We start from the raw sequence: 21089 nt of genomic DNA, 5'->3' as shown, positions 1-21089 counted from the left end.
CCGTTCAGGAGCGCGCCGGCTCCCGTTCCCGCAGCCGACGCCGGAGGATCTTCCCGGACGCCGCCTTCGGTATCGCCTCGATGAACTCGACCCGGCGGATCCTCTTGTACGAGGCGACCTGGCCTTCGACGTGGGCCATCACCTCGGTGGCGGATATCGGCACCCCCGTCATGGGCACCACGAACGCCTTGGGTATCTCGTTGCCCTCCTCGTCGTCGACGCCGATCACGGCCGCGTCGGCGATGCCGGGATGCTGCACCAGGATGGCTTCGAGCTCGGCCGGCGCCACCTGGTAGCCCTTGTACTTGATGAGCTCCTTGACCCGGTCGACGATGAACCAGTTCCCGTCCTCGTCGACCCGGCCGATGTCACCGGTGTGCAGCCAGCCGTCGGCGTCGACGGTCGCATCGGTGTCCTCCGGGCGCCCGAAGTAGCCCTTCATCACCTGCGGCCCCCGGATCCACACCTCGCCCGGCTCACCCGCCGCCACATCCAGCCCCGTGAACGGATCGACCAGCCGTGCCTGCGTAGACGGGAGCAGGTGCCCCACACACGCGACGGGCTCGTCGAGGTTGCCGTCGGCGTGGATGTGCGAGGCGGGGGACAGCTCGGTCATGCCGTACGCCTGCCCGACCTCCACGCCCAGCCGATCGGCCACCGCCGCCTGAAGCCCGGCGTCGAGCGGCGCCGCGGCGCAGATGACGCGCCGCAGGTGCGACAGGTCCAGGTTCCCGACCGCGGGGTGCTTGGCCAGTGCGAGCATCACCGGCGGGGCGACGTAGGCGTGGGTGATGCGGTCGCGCTCCAGGCTGGTCAGGAACGCGTCGAGATCGAACCGCGCGTGCACGTACACCGTCGCGCCACGGCGCAGCGCACTGTTGACCAGCGCGGTCAGCCCGAAGATGTGGAAGAAGGGCAGGATCGCGATGACACGATCGTTCTCAGCGACCCGGTGCAGGCCGTTCAACTGCTCCAGATTGGTGCACAGGTTGCGGTGGGTCAGCATCACGCCCTTCGGCACGCCCGTCGTACCGCTCGAATACGGCAGTACGGCGACGTCCACGGCGGGGTCGAAGTCGAAGGCCGGCACGTCGCCGTCGCTCAGCAGCTCCAGCACCGAACGCTGACCGTCCGCCCTGTCGCAGACCAGGACCTCGATGCCCCGGCCGGTCTGTTGCCGGACCAGCTCGACCGCGGCCCGCGCGGTCTCGATCAGCGCCGACACGCTCACCATCAGCCGCGCCTCGGCATCGATCAGCTGCTTGGCGATCTCGCCGGGTGTGGCCAGCGGCGACAGTGTGGTCACCGTCCCGCCCGCGGTGGTGGTGGCGTAGAGGAGCACGGGGAACAGAACCGTGTTCGGCGAGTGCAGCGCGACCACGTCACCCTTGCCGATGCCCTCTGCGGCAAGGCCCGCCGCGATCCCCCGGACCAGCGCGGCCAGTTCGCCGTAACTGAGCGTCCGTCCGCTCGCCACGTCCACCAAGGCCGGCCGCGTTCCGCGCCGCGACGCATCGCCGAGCACCCACTCGTGGAGGGGGCGATCGGTGACGGAGACAGCCGGGTACTTGCTGGTGTAGATCATCGAAACTCCTTTTCTCGGTTGCCCTGCTGGTCACAACAGCAGGGGCACACCCGCCTGTCGGTATGCCCCTGCTGTCGCCAAGCGGGTGTTACTGCGGGATCTCGGTGACGTCGGCCAGGGTCTTGAGATCGATGCCCATTTCCTCCGCGGCCTTTAGTGCCATGTCGGAGACCTTGCGGACGACGGAGACCTGGGACTGTGCGGTCTCCGGGAAGGTGCGGCCCACGTAGGAACCGGAATCGCCGGCGTTCAGCCGCAGGTTCGCGTTGGTGACCAGGGTGCCGTCACGGCGGATCGGGACCAGCTGGTGGGTATCGGTCCACAGCGCGCCGGCATGGCCGGCGGGCACATCGAACGTCACGCTCACGCTCTTGTTCTCGAAGGTGGACACGCCGTAGCGCGTGGTGTAGCCCAGTTCGACGGACGCGCTCACCGAGGTTTCCACGGAGACGCTCGCACCCACGCCGAAGGGCTTGGCCGATGCCTCCACGCCCGCCGTGACGCCGACGGTGATCCCGGTCGTGAGGGCAAACTCCTCACCCCTCTCCTTCGAGACGCCTTCCTCGACCGTCTCGGCGATCTGTCCGCCGCCGGCGCTACGGAAGTCGACGTGCCGGATGAGGTCGTACTGGCGCTTGCGCTGGATCTTGTAGAAGGGGGAGTTGGCCACCTTCCACGCCTCGGAGCGCGCATCGTCCTTGACCATGAAGTAGGGCACGGTCACGGCCCGGTCGGTGACGATCGCCTGGGCCGGGTGCGCGTTGTAGGACTCCAGCCGCAGTTCAGGGGCGTAGTCGGCTGTGTCGACGACGGCGGGCAAGTCCAGCACCCAGGTCACGGCCGTCGGCCCGTGCGGGGTGTCGGGGCCGCAGCTGAACGTACCGGCGTGCAGGAACAGGTGCTCCTCGGTGTCGTCGGACGGATACAGCGGGGGCGTGACGGCCCACAGACCTTTCCCGTTGCCGTTCGTGAGGAGGGGAAGGCGGCCGAGTTCCGCGCGGCGCACGTAGGAGCGCCCGTTGTGCTCCTTCTTCACGCACACGATGCCCAGGGCGGAGGCGTCGGGCTTCTCCACCCCCTTCCCGGACATAGACCAGTTCGCCACGTCCCCCAGAGCCACGTACCCGGCAGGCGGGACAGGACGCCACACTTCGGTCTTGAGCACGCTGAAGCCGGGGAAACGACCCACATGCTGGAAGTCGACGGGCGGCTTGAGCAGGTCCTGGCCGACTGAGCGGTCCTGGACCACGAGAGCGCCGTACGCGTCCTGCCAATTCCACACGAAGCCACCCCCGAAGACGCTGCCCAGCGTGCGCCACGCCCCGGTCCGGGAAGCGGTTCCGGCATGGACCGAGCCGTTCCATCGGGTGGTGTAGCCGATCTCCAGGTCGCCGTAGCATCGAGTGATCATCTGATAGTCCGCCTGTGGGGTGTCGTCGGTGTGTGGGCGGGCCGGCGGCGCCGACCCTGCGTGAAACGGTCGGAGAGGACTGCCGCGTCGCGTGTGTTCCGATGGTCGGGCTTGCCGTCGGGCCACCGCTTGGCGGAACTCTGAGGAGAGGCTGAGGACAGGTGAAGCAGACGGAGGACGGCAGGGACATCCTGGTCACCACCCTGGACAACCGCGACCTGATCCCGACCGGCTGGTGCGTGGTCCGACGGAGGGCCGGCCGCGGCGATACAAGAGTTCCGTGATCTCTCCGAACGCCTGTGACGGCCCGTACCTCCTCTTGAGCGAGGACGGACAGGGAACTCTCAAGGGGTGAGGCGTGTGCGGCGAAGCAGGCTCTTCGATTGCTGTCAGTCGAGCACGACACACCATTGGTGCTGCTAGCGAACGGCAATCCTCGTCGACTGTGGGTGTTCCAGGCCGTCCGGTCGGCCGTGAAACGGGTCGACGTCCGACAACACCCGACACTCCAACCACACCCGGCATTCTCGTCTCAGCGCACTCTCACCTGCTGATCCGTCAGGCGCTGCCAAGGTGACAGAGCGCTCACTTTGGGTGCTGCTTGCTCTCCACTGAGCTCGCTGCCGTATGGCGGCGGGACTTCAGGCAGTGCTCCCGAAGGGAGTGAGAGGTTCGGCTCCGGGGCTGTCCTTGAAGGCCAGGCCCAGGTCGGCCAGTTTCGCCTTGACCTCGTCGATGGACTTCGTACCGAAGTTGCGGATGTCGAGCAGGTCGGCCTCGGAGCGGGCCACGAGTTCTTCCACGGAGTGGATGCCCTCGCGCTTGAGGCAGTTGTAGGAGCGGACGGTGAGCTCCAGTTCCTCGATCGGCAGCGCCAGGTCGGTGGTGAGGGCGGCGTCCGCGGGGGACGGGCCCATGTCGATGCCCTCGGCGTCGATGTTGAGCTCGCGGACCAGGCCGAACAGCTCGACCAGGGTCTTACCGGCGGACGCCATGGCGTCACGGGGACGCATGGCCTGCTTGGTCTCGACATCGACGATCAGCTTGTCGAAGTCGGTGCGTTGCTCGACACGGGTAGCCTCGACATTGTACGTGACGTTGAGTACAGGGCTGTAGATGGAGTCGACCGGGATACGGCCGATCTCCTGGCCCACCTGTTTGTTCTGTGCGGCGGAGACGTAACCGCGGCCACGCTCGACCGTGAGTTCCATCTCCAGCTTGCCCTTGTCGTTCAGCGTGGCCAGGACCAGGTCGGGGTTGTGCACCTCGACGCTGCCCCGCAGAGCGATGTCGGCGGCGGTGACCAGACCCGGGCCCTGCTTGCGCAGGTACATCACGACCGGCTCGTCGTCCTCCGAGGAGAAGACCAGTTGCTTGATGTTCAGGACCAGGTCGGTGGCGTCCTCCCGCACGCCCGGCACGGCGGTGAACTCGTGCAGCACGCCGTCGATACGGATGCTGGTGACAGCAGCACCGGGGATCGACGACAGGAGGGTACGGCGGAGGGAGTTGCCGAGGGCGTAACCGAAGCCCGGCTCCAGCGGCTCGATCACGAACCGGGAACGGAACTCGTCGACGACCTCTTCGGTCAACGAGGGACGTTGGGCAATCAGCATGAGGTGAAGCCTCCGGCTATTCGGTGCCCACTGGCGGGCGTCATGGACATCAAAGTGTCGAAAGCCTTTCGGTCTCTTTGTGGATCAGAGCGGCATCGAGGCCCTGAGCGGAAACCCGACCCGCGCACACGCGCGACCTGAGCCGAAGTCGGGTTCCGGCGTCGTCCGGACGCGCGCGCCGGGGACGGCGCACATCCCGCCGCCGTTGTCGGTGAGCAGACGGTCGGCGCCGCTGGAAGGCACCGCAGGAACAGTCACAGACCGCGCGGTGCGCCGCGATGCGTCCGAACCGGCCACGCGGCTTCTCCCTCCAGCCGTTCAAGGCGCGGCGAAAGGTGTCAGTGCCGACCCCCTGTTGCTTGCGGCGTTCGTACTTCCTCTTGTGTCCAACTTTGCATGATGCAAAATAGCATGGGGCGTCAGACGGCCGCCGACACTGTGCAAGTGGGAGCGGGAACCCGGTGGACGCCGCAGTGCAGGCTCGGTCGGGCCGCGGCACACAGGGGAGGCGGCGGCCCGACCGACCATCCAGCTGTTCCGGGGGGATCCGCGACATGGAGGGCAATGCCAGATGCCGTCGCATCCGTCGTCTGCCGGTCGGCACCGTGGTGGTGATGGCGCTGGCGGTCTGAACGGGCCGTGGCTGTACCGCGTCGGGAGCGCGAACTACCACCACTACGAGATCAACAGACCCGAGTACAAGGCGGAGAACGGGCACTGGGACGTGGGCGACGTCCCCAAGGAGTTCCGGCAGAACACCATCCACGCGGCCCTGCTGTACACCGGCAAGATCCTGCTGGTCGCCGAGTCCGGCAACAACCTCGACAACTTCGGCGGCAAGAACTTCCGCTCGGCGGTCTGGGACCCGGTCGAGAACACCTTCCACGAGGTGAGGACCCTGGCCGACCTCTTCTGAAGGCCACATCCACCTGGCCGACGGCAGGCTGCTGTTCGCGGACGGCACCAAGCGCCACGAGAAGCTCAGGGGCGATGTCGCCGAGGCCGACGGGCTGATGATCGTCCACAACGAGGACCCCGATAGAACGGTCACGCTGCCCGCCGGGACGCAGTTCACCGGCAAGCAGAACCACAAGACGTTCGTCTCCAAGGACCCCGTCTCCGTCAAGCCCGCGAAGAAGATCTTCGTCGTCGGCGGCTACCGTGAGGGCCCGCCGGCCGGGCGGGGCACGGGGTCATGCGCGACTATGCCGACGGCCCGCTCCGCCTGGCCCGCGGACGCATCAGCGTCCTCGACCTCGAACGACTCAATGACGCCGCTGGCTGATGTCACCAATCCGTAAGGCCCCGGCCCCCTGCCCGCTCGAGCCGCGACGAACTACGCTCGCCACCGGTCCCGACCCTTCAGGAGTCCTCCTTGCGCGCCCGCACCCTCCTCCCGGCCGCCCTCACCGCCGCTCTTCTCACCCTGACCGCATGCGGCTCGGGCGGTGGCTCCGCGCCCGCCGACGACGAGGGGACCTCCCCCTCGAAGCCTTCTTCCCCCGCCCAGTCACCCACCGACTCCTACGGCGGCGGCAGCGGGTCGCTGGACGTGAAGGCCCCCGCAGCGCTGAACTTCGCCGCGACCACGGTGGACGGCAAGCCGTTCGACGCGAAGACGCTCGCGGGCAAGCCCACGGTGCTGTGGTTCTGGGCGCCCTGGTGCCCCACCTGCAAGGGGCAGGCCGCCGAGACGGCCAAGGTCGCCGCCAACCAGCACGGCAAGGCAAACGTCGTCGGCGTGGCCGGCCTGGACACGAACACCGCCATGCGCGCCTTCGTCTCCGACACCGGCACCGGCTCCTTCCCCCACCTGTCCGACGAGAAAGGCGAGGTGTGGAAGCGGTTCAAGATCACCCAGCAGAGCTACTACGTGATCCTCGACCAGACCGGAATGACCGTCTACGAGGGCGTGCTCCCCGGCGGCAAGGGCCTGGCGGAGAAGGTCGCCGCCCTCACCGGCTGACCCCGCCATGGCCGACCTCCCTTTCGCCCTCGCCCTCGGCGCCGGGATGCTCGCCGCCGTCAACCCGTGCGGCTTCGCCCTGCTCCCCGCCTACCTCTCCCTGCTCGTCCTCGGCGACGACAGCCCCAGCCGTACCGTCGCCGTCGGCCGGGCGCTCGCCGCCACCGCCGCGATGACCGCCGGCTTCGCCACCTTCTTCGGCGTCTTCGGACTCGTCATCCAGCCCGTCGCCGGCCAGATCCAGCAGCACCTGCCCTGGTTCACCATCGTCCTCGGCCTGCTCATCGTCACGGCCGGAGCATGGCTCCTCGCAGGCCGCCAACTGTCCACCTTCGCCCCGAAACTCCGCCGTGCCCCCACCATCACGCGCTCCGTGCCCTCGATGGCACTGTTCGGTACGGCGTATGCCACCGCCTCCCTCGGCTGCACCATCGCCCCGTTCCTCGCCATCGTCGTCTCCGCCTTCCGCAGCGGCTCCACCGTGGAAGGCATCCTCCTCTTCGCTGCCTACGCCGCAGGGATGGGCCTGATCGTCGGCGTAGCCTCCCTGACCGTCGCCCTCACCCGCACCACCGCCGTCACCCGCCTGCGCCGCCTCGGCGCGATCGCCCCCCGACTCGGGGGCGGCCTGATCCTCCTGGTCGGCGCCTACGTCGCCTACTACGGCTGGTACGAGATCCGCGCCCTGCGCGACCCCACCACCAACGACCTCGTCATCGACACGGCGGCCACTGCCCAGCGAGCCGTTGCCGGCACCCTGGACGCTGCTGGTCCGGCCGTGATCGCTGTGCTCTTCGGGACTCTGCTCCTCGCGGCACTGCTGATCCGGCGCTACAGGCGCACACGTCAACGCACCGGCTCCCGAGCGTGATCAAGGGGCTTTCGACACACGCGCCTCGAGAGATGGCCTTACACGTGCGGCACCCGGCATCGCGATCTTGCATGACCGCCGGAGGCACGCATCCCGACCTTGCCCAGCAAGGGCACCGAGCCCACCTGCGTTTCATCACCAGCGGCAGACAGCGCCAGGCCCCAGGCGCGTAACCATGTGCGACTGGAGCATGAACTCTCATCAAAAACCCATCTGACCTCAGTCCATATCTTCCGCGTTTCGGGCGAAGCTCACTCCGAGACCGCGCTTTCACCTTCGCAGGACCGCGCGACCCGCCGTGTTCACCGCTGGTTGAACGGCCGGACAGCTGTGGGGACGTCCTTTCCCTTGTACATATGGTCGAACGCCTTTGAATGAAAGACAGGAATCACGCCGGAGTCGCGGCCAGTTGAACGGATCCCGACGCGTCCCCCGTACTTCCGGGAAAGGAAGGAAACCGGTGTCTCAGCGAAGGACGACCATGGTCAAGGCGCATGTGTCCCCGCACGAGTTGATTGCCGGAAGGTACCGGCTCATCGACATCGTGCACCGTGAGACCAACCGGGTCAGCTGGCATGGTGAGGACGTACAAGAGGGGCGTCCGTGCCTGGTCACCCGGATCGGTCTCCCCGCCCACCTGGGCGAGGAGGAGGCGGTGCAGGCCGCGGACCGGGTGATGCGTATGTCGGAGACGATGGCGCGGGTCAGCCCTGGCCGGGTGGCCACGGTCCTCGACGCGCTGACGGGGGCCGGTTCCTTGTGGACCGTCACCGAGTGGGTCGACGGGCTGCCGCTCGGTCAGCTCGTCGATCAGGAGGGTCCGTTCGACCCGACCATGGCGGCCGCAGTCGCACTGCAGTTGCTCGACGTGCTGGAGGCCGCGCACGGCGAGGGCATCACGCACGGCGAACTCAGCCCGGGGCAGGTGTTCCTCCGGGTGCAAGGCCACTTGGTCGTCACCGGCTTCGGACTGGCGGGGGCGACCCTCGTGCCCAGGCTGGCGGCACCGTCGTACGCCTCTCCCGAGCAGGCCCGGGACGAGCGCATCGGTCCGGCGGCCGACCTGTGGGCGCTGGGCGCCATCCTGTACACGATGCTCGAGGGAAGGCCGCCGTACCCGGACCCGGACTGGCCGGCGAGCACCCCGCGTGGCGCGGCCCGGCCGCCGCTCGGGAGCATGCTGCGGGCGGGCCCGCTCGCAGCCACCGTCCAGGGTCTGCTGCGCAAGGACTCCTGGGAGCGGCCGACGCGGACCACGGTGCGCCAGAGCCTGAACCGCGTGCTGGAGCAGGATCCGCAAGCCGTCGTGGCGGCTTCCCGGCTGCGGCGAGCCTGTGCCGCGGCCCGGCGCCTCGGGCCACGGCGGAGCGGACGTGCCATGGTCGCAGGGACGGCGCTGGCCGTGGTCACGGTGGCGGTCGCAGCCCTGGCTGTGACCCAACAGCCGCCCCACACCGAGGAGACTGCGGGCGGGGGCGCGCAGACCCGGCCGCCGGTGTCCACGGCACCCGCGGCCGAGGACGCCGGCGAGCCGGTCGACGCGACCCCCCGCCCGTCCGACGCGTCCTCGGGCACCCCTTCCTCCCCGGCTCCGACGGCCACCGCCGCTCCGTCCCCTCCCGCCGTGTCCGTCGACGCGCTCCCGGCGGGGTACCAGGTGTACCGTGCGCCCGAGGGGTTCTCCGTGGCCCTGCCCGACGGCTGGAAGCGGCTGACCACCCGGAAGCAGGGCGATGCGGCGTACCGGGTCACGTTCGGGTCGGACGGCGACCCGCGCACACTCGCGGTGACGTACAGCACGCGGGCCGGTTCGGACCCGGTCGCGGTCTGGCGCGACGACGTTGAGCCCGCGCTGCGCCGGCAGGCGGGCTTCCGGCGGATCGGCGCGATCGAGGCAACGACGTACCAGGGGTACGAGGCCGCCGACATGGAGTGGTTCTCGGACACCGACGGCCGACGGGGCCGCACCTTCGGGCGGGGTTTCCTCCTCGGCGGACACCGCAGTTTCTCACTGCGCTGGACGACGCCGTCCGCCAACTGGGACAAGGCCGCCAATCGCCAAGCCCTGGAGACGTTCCTCGTGACGTTTCGTCCGGACCCGGCCGTCTGAGGCCGACGGTCCGGCCGGCTGCCTGCCCGGCCCACGGGACTGGCAAACCGGTGCGTGCGCGCTTCTCGAAGCGGCGTCCGCCCGGTGGACCGTGGCCTGCGTGCCGGTCCGGACCTTCACCAGCCGGTGAGCAGCAGGTGGTTGAGGAGCAGCGCGAGTGCGGCCTGGGCGGCCAGCCAGGCGCGGGGCCGGGGCAGCAGGGCGCCCGCCGCGAGTAGCCACACGGCGAAGGGCAGCCAGATCCGTTCGGTCTCCGCCTTGCTCATACCCGACAGGTCGGCGACGAGGAGTGCGGCAAGAGCGAGGAGTACCAGCAGGGCCAGGCGGACTTCGGGAGTGTGGCGGAGCGTCGTGTCGACGGGCAAGGATCGTGCGTGTGCCCGGACCGGCCAGAGCCGCTCGCGCTCCCGGACGAGTACGGCGGCGATCCGCCGCAGCCCCGCCACCGTGGCCGGGCCCACCACCAGCACGGTGCAGGCGAGGTTCGCCCACACCCAGTAGCCGTAGGGCCTGAACCCGCCCGCTCCCTGGTAGTAGCGTTCGACGAGCAGGTGGTACGCCTCCCACCAGTCGAAGCCCACGAGTGTGAAGGCCAGCGGTACGACGGCGGTTCCCGCGAACAGGAAGGGCAGTGCCCTGAGCCTCCTTCGCCCGAGGACCAGCACCCCCGCCCCGATCACCGCGAACAGCGTGAGCCCGTACGAGAGGTAGCAGATCAGGCCGAACAGCAGGCCCGCGCCGAACGCGGCGGTGCACGAGCGGCGTGCCGTCCTTGCCGTGGCCGCGAGTGCGACGAGGGCTACGAACCACGCGGCGACGGCCGCGAAGTAGCCATCGGCCGACGTCCCCATCCACACGGCGGCGGGCGCGAGTGCCAGGAAGGGCGCCGCCCGGCGGGCCAGGGACTCATCGGCCAGGCTCCTCGCGGTGACGAGGATGGCGACCGCCGTGGTGGCCCCGACGGTGATGGCCCATACCCCGGCCCAGGCGCCTCCGCCCAGCCCGATCCGGTCCAGGAGGACGAAGGTGAGGGTGGCGCCCGGGGGATGTCCGGCGACGTGCGGGGGCCAGTGGTCGGGAGAGTCGAGCAGGATGTGGTTCGTGAAGTCCCGCAGGGTCGCGGGGATGTCGTGGAAGCGGTCGATGACCTGGAGGTACTCGTACCGGGTGGTCAGCCGCCGGGCGACGCCCCGGTGCCAGCCGTCGATGAGAGCGAGGGAGAACGTCCACGCCGTGGCGGTGGCCCAGGAGGCGAGCAGCAGGCTGCGCCAGGGCAGGCGTGCGGCGACGGTGGGGCCGTACGCCACGACGACCACTGCGACGGTGAGCGCTGCCGGGGTGCCGGGGCCGACGTGGGGAAGCCAGTTGGCGTACAAGGGCGGCCAGCCGACGTGGAGGATGTCCTTCGACCGCTTGATGGTGACACCGACGAGCGCGGCCGTCAGGACGAGTAGTGCGGCGCCGGCGACGGCGTACAGATCGCGGCGAAGGCCGGGGCTGGTATCGCAACGCAGGTCACTGTGGAGATCATGGTTCACGGGGGAACGTTAGGCCGGACGGCGGCGGGCGGGCCTGGGTCGGACGCGGACGTCAGCATTTCGTCATGGTTCACGGACGCGGTGTTGTGCCGCCCACCCGCGTAGCCCTGTGGTACCTGACCGTTCGCGGGGCCGGGCGTGCGCCTTCTCGTGCAGTGGCATGAGCTGGACGTTCATGCCGTGCCTGTTTGCGCCGACGGCGAGGGTCCAGTGGCTGGCGCGCCGCTCGGTGAGCGGGGCGCAGATCGTATGGAGACCGAGCGGGGGTCCTGCGGTAGGCGTGTCTCCGGCGTGCGTTTCTGCTGCCAGGAAACGGCGGGCCCGAGTTCCTCGAATCCTTACGAGACCCTGACGAGGTATCTGATCTTGCTCATCGCGTCAGTCCCACACGTAACTCTGGTCACGACGTCGCAGCAGAGCGACGCCGAGAGGAATGTGAGGAGCCGACGGTGATCACGCCAGCACACCGCACGAGCTCTCAAGTCCGGGTCCGCGTGGCTGGCTTGGGCTCCGGACCCTGGAGGTGGCCTTCTGCCGTACGGACAGGCACCGGCCGCCTCCTGTACGAGCGACGGTGGCGGGTCGCGTCGGGCCGTCACGGAGCAGGGCGGCCCCGGGCGGTTCCGATACGCGTCACTGCGGCTCGCTCAACGGCTGCGGCTCCGGCCGCATCCGACGCCTCATGCTCACCGCATAGCGGCCCCAAGCGGCACCACAGCGACATCTGAACCCACCTGACCAGAGTTCTCGAAGGAGTCTCATGCGACGCAACACGCGCAAGCGATCGAAGACGACCCGCCGGACCGTAGCCGCACTGGCCGCGGTGGTGATGGGAGCAGGGGGGTTGGTGGTGGCCAACGTGTATGCCTCGGCTGGTGAGAGCGGAGCCGGCAATACGACCAGGAGTTCCCCTCAGGACCGGATCGATCAGGCCATGGCGGCGGGGGCCGCCACCATCGACTGCCCCGACGTCGGCTCCCGACTGCGGCAGGTGCCCGACCAGGCCCGGGCCGAGGTCGACAAGGAACTCGCGCTGCTGGACCAGCAGGTCGCGGAGGCATACCAGCGGTTGCAGAGCTCGGTCCGTGCCATACAGCAGGACAGCGCCTTCGCCGACAACGCGGTCATGGGGCCGCTGAAGAGCAAGCGCACCGCGGCCATCGACCGCATAGAGATCGCCATCGGCCGTGTGGCCGACCGGCCGCAGGGGCTCCAGTCCCTCGCCGCCTGCACGCTCCGCGCCTCCGGCAACCAGGGGGGCAACGGCCAAGGCGGCGATGGGCAGAAGGGCCAGGAACAGAACCAGGGGAACGGGCAGGGGAAGCCCGCCGGTAACGGCGGACAGGCCGGTAACGGTCCGGTCGCCGCGGACTTCGTGGACATCACCACCGTCCAGCCCAACGTCCCCAGCCCTCAGCGGCAACAGAACGCCTCACTCGGCAAATTCACCACCGACTGCGGTGTGAACGGGAACAAGCTGTACAACACCGACAACATCATCGTCGCTCCCGGCGTGGACAACGGGGCGCACCACACGCACGACTACGTCGGCAACCAGGCGAACGACGCCTTCGCCGACAACGAGGACTTCGCGGCGGGCGACACCACCTGCCGGAACCAGGGGGACAAGTCCTCGTACTACTGGCCGGTCCTCCGCCTGCAGGACGGCACTCAGGAGTTCGACGCCGGCCAGCAGGGCGGTGGAGCCGAGGGCAACGTGGGCAGGATCCTCACCGCGTCGCAGGTGACCCTCGACTACGTGGGGAACCCGAGCGGAAAGGTCGTGGCGATGCCGAAGTTCCTGCGCATCATCACCGGAGACGCGAAGGCGTTCACCAACGGAACCGCCAACGCCAACGCGGCGTGGAGCTGCACCGGCTTCGAGGACCGGCAGCTGACGGACAAGTACCCGATCTGCCCCCAGGGCAGCAGCGTGGTCCGTACGTCCAAGTTCCAGAGCTGCTGGGACGGCCAGAACGTCGACAGTGCCAACCACCGCGACCACGTCGCGTTCGCCGACCCGCGTACCGGTGCCTGTCCGAACGGCTTCCGGGCCATTCCGCAGCTGGTCCAGCGCCTGGTGTACGACGTGGACGCGCCGAGCCTGAACGACGGCGGCCGGTCGCGCCCCTTCTTCTCCGTGGACGGGTTCCCGGAGCAGTTGCACAAGCCGGTCACCGATCACGGCGACTTCGTCAACGTCTTCGACGAGAAGTTGATGAACCGGATGGTCGAGTGCATCAACACCGGCCAGAAGTGACAGTGACCCCGAGGGGGTTAGCCACCGCACGGGCCTGTCCGCGGCTGACGCATGCCGCGGTCAGGACCCGCGCTCGTTCCCGGTGCTCCATGCCACTCGACTCCGGCGTCGGCTGCGTCGACCGGACCCGTGCGTACCTTACGAGACCGGCGTGGCCGCCGACCGCAGGAGGAAGGGATGCGCGGCGCAGGGCGTGTTGACCACCGTGCCGCTTCCGCAGGCACCGGCACCGCTCCGGAGCCGGCGCTGTCCGTGCCCGCGGCACACCTGGTCAGCCGCTGCTCGCTTGACCTCTCCCACGGCGCCGGGGACGTTCCGACTTCGTAAGGAGCGCGCACGTTCCCCGGCGGCCTGGCGCCGGGTGGGATGGAGACATGAAACTGCGTGTCTCTTCGCCGGTGTTCAAGGGCGGCCTGCATGACGCCCGCACGGCGACCTCCATCGGCCGGCTGCTGGGGCCGGCGTTCGTCGTCTGCTTCGTCACGGGTCTGGTCAGCCACTTCATGCAACACCCGCCGGGCTGGCTGGCCCCCAGCATCCCCAGTCGCCCGGCGTGGGGTTACCGGTTCACCCAGGGCCTGCACGTCGCCTCCGGCATCGCGGCGATCCCCCTGCTGCTGGCCAAGCTGTGGACGGTCTACCCTCGGTTGTTCGCGTGGCCGCCGCTGCGGTCGTTCCGGCACGCGCTGGAGCGTCTGTCGATCGCGCTGCTGGTGGCCGGCGCCGTCTTCGAGCTGGCGACCGGGCTGTTGAACACGGCTCAGTGGTACCCGTGGCCGTTCTCGTTCGTACCGGTGCACTACGCGGTGGCGTGGCTGGTGACGGGGGCGCTGCTGCTGCACATCGCGGTCAGGGCGCCGGAGATCCGGGCGCACTGGAGTCGGCGGTCGCCCGGGACTCTCACACTGCCGACGCAGGACGCGGCCGACCGGCGGTCGCTGCTGGCCGCGGTGGGGGCAGCTGTCGGGGCTGTCACCCTCACCACGGTGGGCCAGTCCTTCACCCCGCTGAAGGGCTTGATCCTGTTCGCGCCCCGTCACCCCGATCGGGGTCCGCAGGGCCTGCCCGTCAACCGGACAGCCGCTGCGGCCGGGGTGGGCCGGATCGTCGACGAGAAGTACCGCCTGGTCGTGGACGGCCCGCGGCGGTACACCCTGACGTTGGACGAGCTGCGCGCACTGCCGCAGCACGAGGTGGAGCTGCCGATCGCGTGCGTGGAGGGCTGGAGCAAGTCGGCGCACTGGTCGGGTGTGCGGGTCGTGGATCTGTTGGAGCGGGCGGGCGCGCGGCCGGATGCACGGGTGCGGGTGGTGTCCTTGCAGCTGCGTGGTGGCTACCGAGTGTCGGAGATGGGGCATGAGCACGCCCGGGATCCGCTGACTCTGCTCGCCCTGCGCCTGAACGGAGGGGAACTCGACCCCGACCACGGCTACCCGGTGCGGCTCATCGCCCCGAACCGGCCCGGTGTGCTGCAGACCAAGTGGGTCGGTCGGCTGGAGGTGCTGTCATGAGGGTGACACGGGTCCTCGCGGGCGTGGCCGGTGCGGCACTCATGGGCTTCGGCGTGTCGCTGTTGCTGGAAGTCCGTGACCTGACCGGCGTTCTGGTCTGGCTGGGAGGGGCGGTTGTCCTCCACGACGTGGTGATCGCGCCGCTGGTGCTGCTGGCCGGACTGGTGGCGGTGCACGGTCGTGCGCGTGGTCCCGTGCGCGGGGCGCTGGTCGTCGCGGGCGCCTTGACGGTGGTGGCGTTGCCCGCGCTGCTCCGCCCGGGACGAACGGCCAACTCCTCCGTACTGCCGTTGGACTACCCGCGCAACTGGCTGATCGCACTGGTCGTCGTGGCCGCTGTGACGGCGCTCATCCTGGCTTCGCGGGGACTCGCCCGCCGTCGGCGGCCGCCGACATGAGGAAGGCGGCGACCGCGCCGCGCCGTCTTACGGGTGTCTTACGCCTTCCCGCCGGCCGGTGCCGCTGAGCCGAGGGCCTCCTACGGTGACCGGATGCGATCCCTCCGTGTTCTTCGTACGACGGCTCTGGTGACGGCCGCACCACTCATACTGGCCGTCGCGGGTCTGCTGCATCCGCGGCATCTGACGGCGGCGACGGCAGGTCACTGGGCGGGGCTGCACATCGCCCTGCTGCCGGTGTTCCCCCTTCTGGCGCTCGGCCTGATCGTCCCGTTGTGGGGCAGGCCCGGCCGGGATGCCGAGGGTGCCCTGACGGTGCTCGCCTGGTCCGGGTGCCTGGTCTATGCGGCGTACTACTCCGGGCTCGACGCGGTGGCGGGGATCTCCGCCGGCACCGTGGTGGATAACGGCATCCGCGGTGCGGCCGGGCGGCTGTTCGCGGTCGGCGGCGAGCTGGGCCGGACGGGGGTGTACGCGCTGGCGGTGGCCTGCCTCGCCACGTGCGCGGTGCTGTGGCGCCGGCACGGGGCGCGGGTCCTGCCGGGGGCCGTGGTGCTCCTCGCCGCCTGCTGGTTCTTCGTCGACAGCCACATCTTCTGGCCGCGAGGCGTGTTCACCATGCTCGGCTTCGCCGTCGCCTTCGCCCTGTTGACGGTGGCGACATACCGGCCGGCGAAGGACACGGCACGGACCGAAGTGCCTGCGAACCGCTGAAAGGCTTACGAACCGCTGACGTTCCCGAGCCGATCGGCCCGCGGGCGCATGGACGGCCCTACGGTCGGAGCATGTTGATCCTGGTCACCGGAGGTGCGGGCTTCATCGGCTCGCACGTCGTCACCGCCCTCGTCGGCGCCGGGCACGCGGTGCGCGTCCTCGACGCACTGCTGCCCGCCGCCCACCGCACCGCGCCGCAGATCCCTCCCGGGGTGGACTGGCGGCACGCGGACGTCCGTGACAGGGCGGCCGTCACCGACGCCTTGCGGGGCGTGGACGCCGTCTGCCATCAGGCCGCGATGGTGGGCCTCGGCAAGGACTTCGCCGACGCGCCCGACTACGTCGGCTGCAACGATCTCGGTACCGCGGTGCTGCTGGCGGGCATGGCGGAGGCCGGAGTGAGGCACCTGGTGCTGGCGGGTTCGATGGTGGTGTACGGCGAGGGACGCTACACATGCTCCCGGCACGGCGTGGTCCGGCCGGGGCCGCGCCTGGTGGCGGACCTGGAGGCGGGGCGCTTCGAACCACCGTGTCCGCACTGCGGTGAGCCGCTCACCGGCGGGCTGGTGGACGAGGACGCGCCTGCGGACCCGCGCAATGTGTACGCCGCCACGAAGCTCGCCCAGGAATACCTGGCCGCCGCGTGGGCGAGGGCGACGGGCGGCAGGGTGTCCGCCCTGCGCTACCACAACGTCTACGGCCCGGGCATGCCGCGCGACACGCCGTACGCCGGGGTCGCGTCCCTGTTCCGGTCCGCGCTGGCGCGCGGGGAGGTCCCGCGCGTGTTCGAGGACGGCGGGCAGCGGCGGGACTTCGTGCACGTCCGGGACGTGGCCGGGGCCAACCTCGCCGCGCTCGACGGCGTGCGGGGCCTCTCGGAGGGCGGGGTGCGGGCGTACAACGTCGGCAGTGGGGAGCCGCACACCGTGGGGGAGATGGCCACCGCGCTGGCCGCGGCGTACGGCGATCGGGTACCGGTCGTCACCGGGGAGTTCCGGCTCGGCGACGTCCGCCACATCACGGCCTCCTCACGGCGTCTCCGCGAGGAACTGGGGTGGAAGCCGCAAGTCACCTTCGCGGAAGGAATGGCGGAGTTCGCGGCGGCACCCCTACGAGCCGGATGAGCCCGGCCGGGCGCCGAGTCGCCCAAGGGGCAAGGCTTCGGCGTAGTTGGGAGACATCCGGTTCGTGGTGGTCTGTCAGCTCAGATGGCGTGATGTGCATCGTCCGCCTTTGTCAGTCACGGCGGGCAGTGGGCCCGGCGGCCCACTGCCCGCCTACGCATGCTGCGTCGGCGTCAGTCCTTGGTCTGCGTGGCCGGATGCGACGTGTTCCTGCCATGGCCAGCACTGAGGTCGGGGGTCCGTCGGGTCGCCGCTCGGCCGGCCCCTTCGCCCGCCGTGAGGAAGAGCACGGCGAACAGCAACAGGGCCGTGCCGGTGAGGACGACCGCGTTGAGCCGCTCGTCGAAGACCAGGACGCCGATGACCGCCGCGGTGAGCGGCTCGACCAGGGCGACCACGGAGGCCGTGGTCGCCCGTACGGCTCCGAGGCCGACGAAGAACAACGTGTACGCCAGCGCCGTCGGCACCGCCCCCAAGTAGAGGATCAGGCCCAGGGTCCAAGCCGCACGCTCCATGTCGGGCAGCATGCCCTCCAGCAGCGCCATCGGCAGAAGGCAGACCGTGCCCACCGCGAAGCCGGTCACCGTCGCCTCGAACCCGCCACCCGCGTTCTTCCGGCCGGAGAAGCGGCCCAGCAGAGTCACGCCCGCGTAGCCGGCTGCCGAGAGCAGCGCATACCCGATGCCCAGGAGGGGAGCCGGGCCGGTACTCCCGTCCGCGCCGCCCATCAGCAGCACCAGGCCGATGACGCCGCTCACCACGGCGGCAATTCCGGCGACACCGGTACGCTCGCCCAGGGTGAGCCGGGCTCCGACGGCGACCAGTACGGGACCCGAGCCCAGGGTCACCACCGTGGCCACGGTCAGTCCGGCCTGTTGCACGGAGGCGAAGTAGGCCGTTTGATACACGGCCAGCCCGAATCCTATGAGCAGGGCTCGCCGTGGATTCGCCGCGTACGTTGCGCGCAGCGAGAGCGCCGTCTCCAGCCGCCGGGTCCGCCTCACCAGATGAGCCGTCAGGAGCAGCCCGAGTCCGGTCAGGAATCGCCAGAAGGAAACGGAGATGGGGCCGATCCCGGCAACGTCGTACAGTTCGGCGGCCACAGCACCGCCAGTACCCCACGCTGTGGCCGCGATCGCGACGTAGAGAACACCCTGCCGAACAGGCAGGGCAGAAGAGGACTGCAACTGAGATCTCCTCGAGTGATTGCCAGCACGATCTCTTCCGTGGGCAACCCACACAGCCATCCCGGCACCTCGGGATGGCTGTGGACGACTGCCCGCCTTAGACGGTGTCCTATGTGGTGAGGGCTCGTTGAGCCATGTATGGGGCGGGGTACGTGGAGTTGGATTGTTCCGGACGGGCTGTGGGAGATCGCGAAGCCGCTGATCCCACCGTCGAAGGTGCGGCCGCAGGGCGGCGGAACGCAGGACACGCCTGATGAGACGCTGTTCGCGGCGATCATCTACGTGCTGGTCAGCGGCTGCTCCTGGCGTTACCTGCCACCCTGCTTTGGGATCTCGAAGTCCACCGCCCATCGCCGGTTCCTGATCTGGTCCAGAGCCGGCGTGTGGGGCCGTCTGCACGAGGCCGTCCTGCACCGGCTCGACGACGCGGGCCTGATCGATGTCTCACGCGTCGTCCTCGACTCCGCCCACGTCAGGGCGAAAAAGGGGGCGGTCATACCGGCCCGAGCCCCGTGGACCGGGGCAAGCCGGGTTCCAAGATGCACGTCCTGTCGGACGCGAACGGGCTGCCCCTGGTCGTCGGCGTCTCCGCCGCGAACGTCCACGACAGCGAAGGGCTGAAGCCGATGGTGGCCGGTCACCAAACGAGACACGACCCCCACCGCGGCCGCCACTTCAAGCCCCAACGGCTCCATGCGGACAAGGCGTACGACGTGCCTCACCTGCGGAAATGGTTACGTGGCAAGCGCATCGGTGTGCGCATCGCCCGCAAAGGCATCGAGTCCAGCGAACGTTTGGGCCGCCGCCGGTGGGTCATCGAGCGGACCATCTCCTGGCTGTCCGGCTACCGTCGGCTCAGCCCCCGCTATGAACGAAATCCCCGCAACTACCTGGCCTTTCTCGGTCTCGCCGCCGCCCTGTGCTGCTACAAGCGACTCGTCCGCCTCACCACATAGGACACCGTCTTAAGCGGCGGGCGGCGGAGGCGTCAAAAACAGCTGCATGTGATCACGTTACCCGGCAACGGGGACAGGCGTCCCGGCATTCAAGTGACGCATTGACGCTGAATCAGCCACCGGGCGTTGACCTCTTCGAACTGGGATGGCGCCTTCTCTTTTGCCGAAGCTGTGGCCAGGCCGTGGTACGCGGCAGCGTGACCGGGACGCCCCGGGCTGCTATCGCAATGACCTGCCAGCTCAGCGGTCGCCCGAGAACGAGACAGGCACGGGCTCCCAAGATCATGGGTTCCTAGCCTCGCGCTTTCACGAGGTGGGCTGTCCAAGAGTTGATCAGAAACACAGAAAGTGCCCTTGACCTGCAACGATAGGACTTGCTGAGGGTCCTGTTGGCTGCAAGGAAAAGAGCACTTTCCAGGTGAGAGAGCCTATCTCGTCGTACCCGCGTGTCCGTGTCCAGGGAGACGGTCGGCAGGTGGTCTCGCAGGCCGGTGCGGTCCTGCTGCTGGAGGCGGTCCGCAAGACGGGTCTTGACCAGGCGATATCGGCAGCCCTGGCGCCCTGGCGCAAGCCGCGGGCCGTCCACGATCCCGGGAAGATCCTCCTGGACCTCGCGCTGGCGGTCGCGATGGGCGGGGACTGCCTGGCCGATATCGGCATGCTGCGGGCCGAGCCGGCCGTGTTCGGGCCGGTCGCCTCCGACCCGACGGTCTCCCGCCTCATCGACACCCTCGCAGCTTCCGGGGAGAAGGCCCTACAAGCCGTCCGTTCCGAGCGGGCTGAAGTCCGTCAACGTGCCTGGCGGTTGGCCGGACGGGCAGCGCCTGATGCGGGCGGGACGGTGACCGTGGACCTCGACGGGGTGCTGGTGATCGCGCACTCGGACAAGGAGGACGCCGCACCCACCTGGAAGCGGACCTACGGCCATCACCCGCTGATGGGCTTCGTCGACCACGGACCGGGCGGCACGGGGGAACCGGTCGCGGCCCTGCTCAGACCAGGAAACGCGGGCTCGAACACCGCGTCCGACCACGTCACCGCCGCCCAACTGGCGCTGGCCCAGCTGCCGAAGAAGTACCGGCGTGGGCGCCGGACCCTGATCCGCACCGACTCCGCGGGCGGCACCCACGACTTCGTGGGCTGGCTCGCTCAGCGGGGACGGTGGCTGTCCTACTCGGCCGGCATGGTGATCACCGACGCGATCCACCAGCACGTGCTGAAGGTTCCGGCCTCGGCCTGGACGGCGGCCGTCGAGACCGGCGGCGAGATCCGGGACGGCGCCTGGGTCGCAGAACTCACCGGCGACGTTCTGGACGGCTGGCCCAGGGGGATGCGGCTGATCGTCAGGAAGGAACGGCCGCACCCCGGGGCACAGTTGAGGCTCACGGACGCGGACGGCTTGCGTCTGACGTGTTTCGCCACCAACACCTCCGGCCGACCGATCGCCGAGCTCGAGCTCCGTCACCGGCTGCGGGCCCGGGCCGAGGACCGCATCCGGGCCGCCCGGGCCACCGGCCTGCGGAATCTTCCTCTGCACCGCACGGCCCAGAACCGGATCTGGTTGGAGATCGTGCAGATCGCTCTCGACCTGCTGGCCTGGATGCCGATGCTCGCCCTGACCGGCAAGGCCCGTCTCTGGGAACCCCGCCGCCTGCGGCTCCGCCTGTTCACCACGGCGGGGCAGTTCGTGACCACCGGTCGTCGGCGGATCCTCCGCCTGGCAAGGCACTGGCCCTGGACCAGTCACATCACCGCCGCCCTCGAACGGCTCGCACGCCTGCCGAACCCGGGATGAACAACGGATTCACCCGCCCCTACGAGAGAACCCTCCAGCCGGAACAG

Annotated in this window: 16 protein-coding genes and 1 pseudogene; 12 read left to right on the top strand and 5 right to left on the bottom strand. The window is 69.5% G+C overall.

All coding sequences use genetic code 11. The features are described 5' to 3' along the window. Positions 1-4 precede the first annotated feature (4 nt). Entirely contained in the window at positions 5-1585 is a 1581-nt protein-coding gene (locus tag H4687_RS01700) for an AMP-binding protein (protein WP_037723445.1), read from the bottom strand. An 88-nt stretch (positions 1586-1673) separates the two neighbouring features. Then, complete coding sequence (locus tag H4687_RS01695) at positions 1674-2996, bottom strand: hypothetical protein (protein ID WP_037723443.1); 1323 nt, start codon at positions 2994-2996, stop codon at positions 1674-1676. A gap of 161 nt (positions 2997-3157) precedes the next feature. Here H4687_RS01695 and H4687_RS47315 point away from each other — a divergent pair, with 161 nt between their 5' ends. Next, positions 3158-3280, top strand: a complete 123-nt coding sequence (locus tag H4687_RS47315; RefSeq protein ID WP_259408158.1) for a hypothetical protein — start codon at positions 3158-3160, stop codon at positions 3278-3280. Positions 3281-3637: 357 nt separating this feature from the next. On the opposite strand, the gene H4687_RS01690 is transcribed toward H4687_RS47315, so the two are convergent. Further along, the gene (locus H4687_RS01690) at positions 3638-4612 is read right to left on the bottom strand and encodes a DNA-directed RNA polymerase subunit alpha (RefSeq protein ID WP_037723441.1); all 975 of its coding nucleotides are present in this window, start codon (positions 4610-4612) and stop codon (positions 3638-3640) included. A gap of 554 nt (positions 4613-5166) precedes the next feature. Here H4687_RS01690 and H4687_RS46060 point away from each other — a divergent pair. From H4687_RS46060 to H4687_RS01665, 4 genes and pseudogenes are all read left to right on the top strand, one after another. Beyond that, positions 5167-5757 (top strand): annotated as a pseudogene (locus H4687_RS46060) (galactose oxidase); the annotation flags it as partial. A 230-nt stretch (positions 5758-5987) separates the two neighbouring features. Continuing rightward, a complete protein-coding gene (locus H4687_RS01675) occupies positions 5988-6578 on the top strand; it encodes a redoxin domain-containing protein (protein ID WP_037723436.1) in 591 nt (196 codons plus the stop codon). A gap of 7 nt (positions 6579-6585) precedes the next feature. Next, positions 6586-7449, top strand: coding sequence for a cytochrome c biogenesis CcdA family protein (locus H4687_RS01670; RefSeq protein ID WP_037723434.1), 864 nt, complete (start codon positions 6586-6588; stop codon positions 7447-7449). Between the two features lie 481 nt (positions 7450-7930). Continuing rightward, the gene (locus H4687_RS01665) at positions 7931-9559 is read left to right on the top strand and encodes a serine/threonine protein kinase (RefSeq protein ID WP_037723432.1); all 1629 of its coding nucleotides are present in this window, start codon (positions 7931-7933) and stop codon (positions 9557-9559) included. Positions 9560-9675: 116 nt separating this feature from the next. On the opposite strand, the gene H4687_RS01660 is transcribed toward H4687_RS01665, so the two are convergent. Continuing rightward, on the bottom strand, positions 9676-11097 hold the full coding sequence (locus H4687_RS01660) for a hypothetical protein (RefSeq protein WP_233443743.1): 1422 nt from the start codon (positions 11095-11097) through the stop codon (positions 9676-9678). A 760-nt stretch (positions 11098-11857) separates the two neighbouring features. On the opposite strand from H4687_RS01660, the gene H4687_RS01655 reads away from it, so the two are divergent. The 5 genes from H4687_RS01655 (at position 11858) to H4687_RS01635 (ending at position 17104) form a co-directional block, all read left to right on the top strand. Then, complete coding sequence (locus tag H4687_RS01655; protein WP_050399665.1) at positions 11858-13357, top strand: DUF1996 domain-containing protein; 1500 nt, start codon at positions 11858-11860, stop codon at positions 13355-13357. A gap of 374 nt (positions 13358-13731) precedes the next feature. Beyond that, positions 13732-14868: a molybdopterin-dependent oxidoreductase gene (locus tag H4687_RS01650; RefSeq protein ID WP_037723430.1), complete on the top strand. Its 1137-nt coding sequence runs from the start codon at positions 13732-13734 to the stop codon at positions 14866-14868. Continuing rightward, entirely contained in the window at positions 14865-15266 is a 402-nt protein-coding gene (locus H4687_RS01645) for a hypothetical protein (RefSeq protein ID WP_037723428.1), read from the top strand. The genes H4687_RS01650 and H4687_RS01645 overlap by 4 nt, the downstream gene beginning before the upstream one ends. Before the next feature lie 93 nt (positions 15267-15359). After that, entirely contained in the window at positions 15360-15980 is a 621-nt protein-coding gene (locus H4687_RS01640) for a hypothetical protein (RefSeq protein ID WP_046773275.1), read from the top strand. Between the two features lie 71 nt (positions 15981-16051). Then, positions 16052-17104: an NAD-dependent epimerase/dehydratase family protein gene (locus tag H4687_RS01635; protein WP_037723424.1), complete on the top strand. Its 1053-nt coding sequence runs from the start codon at positions 16052-16054 to the stop codon at positions 17102-17104. Between the two features lie 173 nt (positions 17105-17277). Here the strand turns inward: H4687_RS01635 and H4687_RS01630 are convergent, their stop codons facing one another. Beyond that, positions 17278-18351, bottom strand: coding sequence for a DMT family transporter (locus H4687_RS01630; RefSeq protein ID WP_078852301.1), 1074 nt, complete (start codon positions 18349-18351; stop codon positions 17278-17280). A gap of 78 nt (positions 18352-18429) precedes the next feature. On the opposite strand from H4687_RS01630, the gene H4687_RS01625 reads away from it, so the two are divergent. Both H4687_RS01625 and H4687_RS01620 read left to right on the top strand, forming a co-directional pair. Beyond that, positions 18430-19247 (top strand): IS5 family transposase gene (locus H4687_RS01625; RefSeq protein ID WP_099963510.1). Its coding sequence is split into 2 segments (ribosomal slippage): positions 18430-18784 and positions 18784-19247, totalling 819 coding nucleotides; the frame shifts between segments, so codons are not numbered across the junction. 418 nt (positions 19248-19665) lie between these two features. Then, a complete protein-coding gene (locus tag H4687_RS01620) occupies positions 19666-21042 on the top strand; it encodes an IS1380 family transposase (protein WP_037723418.1) in 1377 nt (458 codons plus the stop codon). Positions 21043-21089 lie beyond the last annotated feature (47 nt).

It is taken from the genome of Streptomyces stelliscabiei (assembly GCF_014873495.1).
GTDB lineage: Bacteria > Actinomycetota > Actinomycetes > Streptomycetales > Streptomycetaceae > Streptomyces > Streptomyces bottropensis.
The sequence above is the reverse complement of the archived record's forward strand: the minus strand, read 5'-3'. Positions and strand labels throughout refer to the sequence as shown.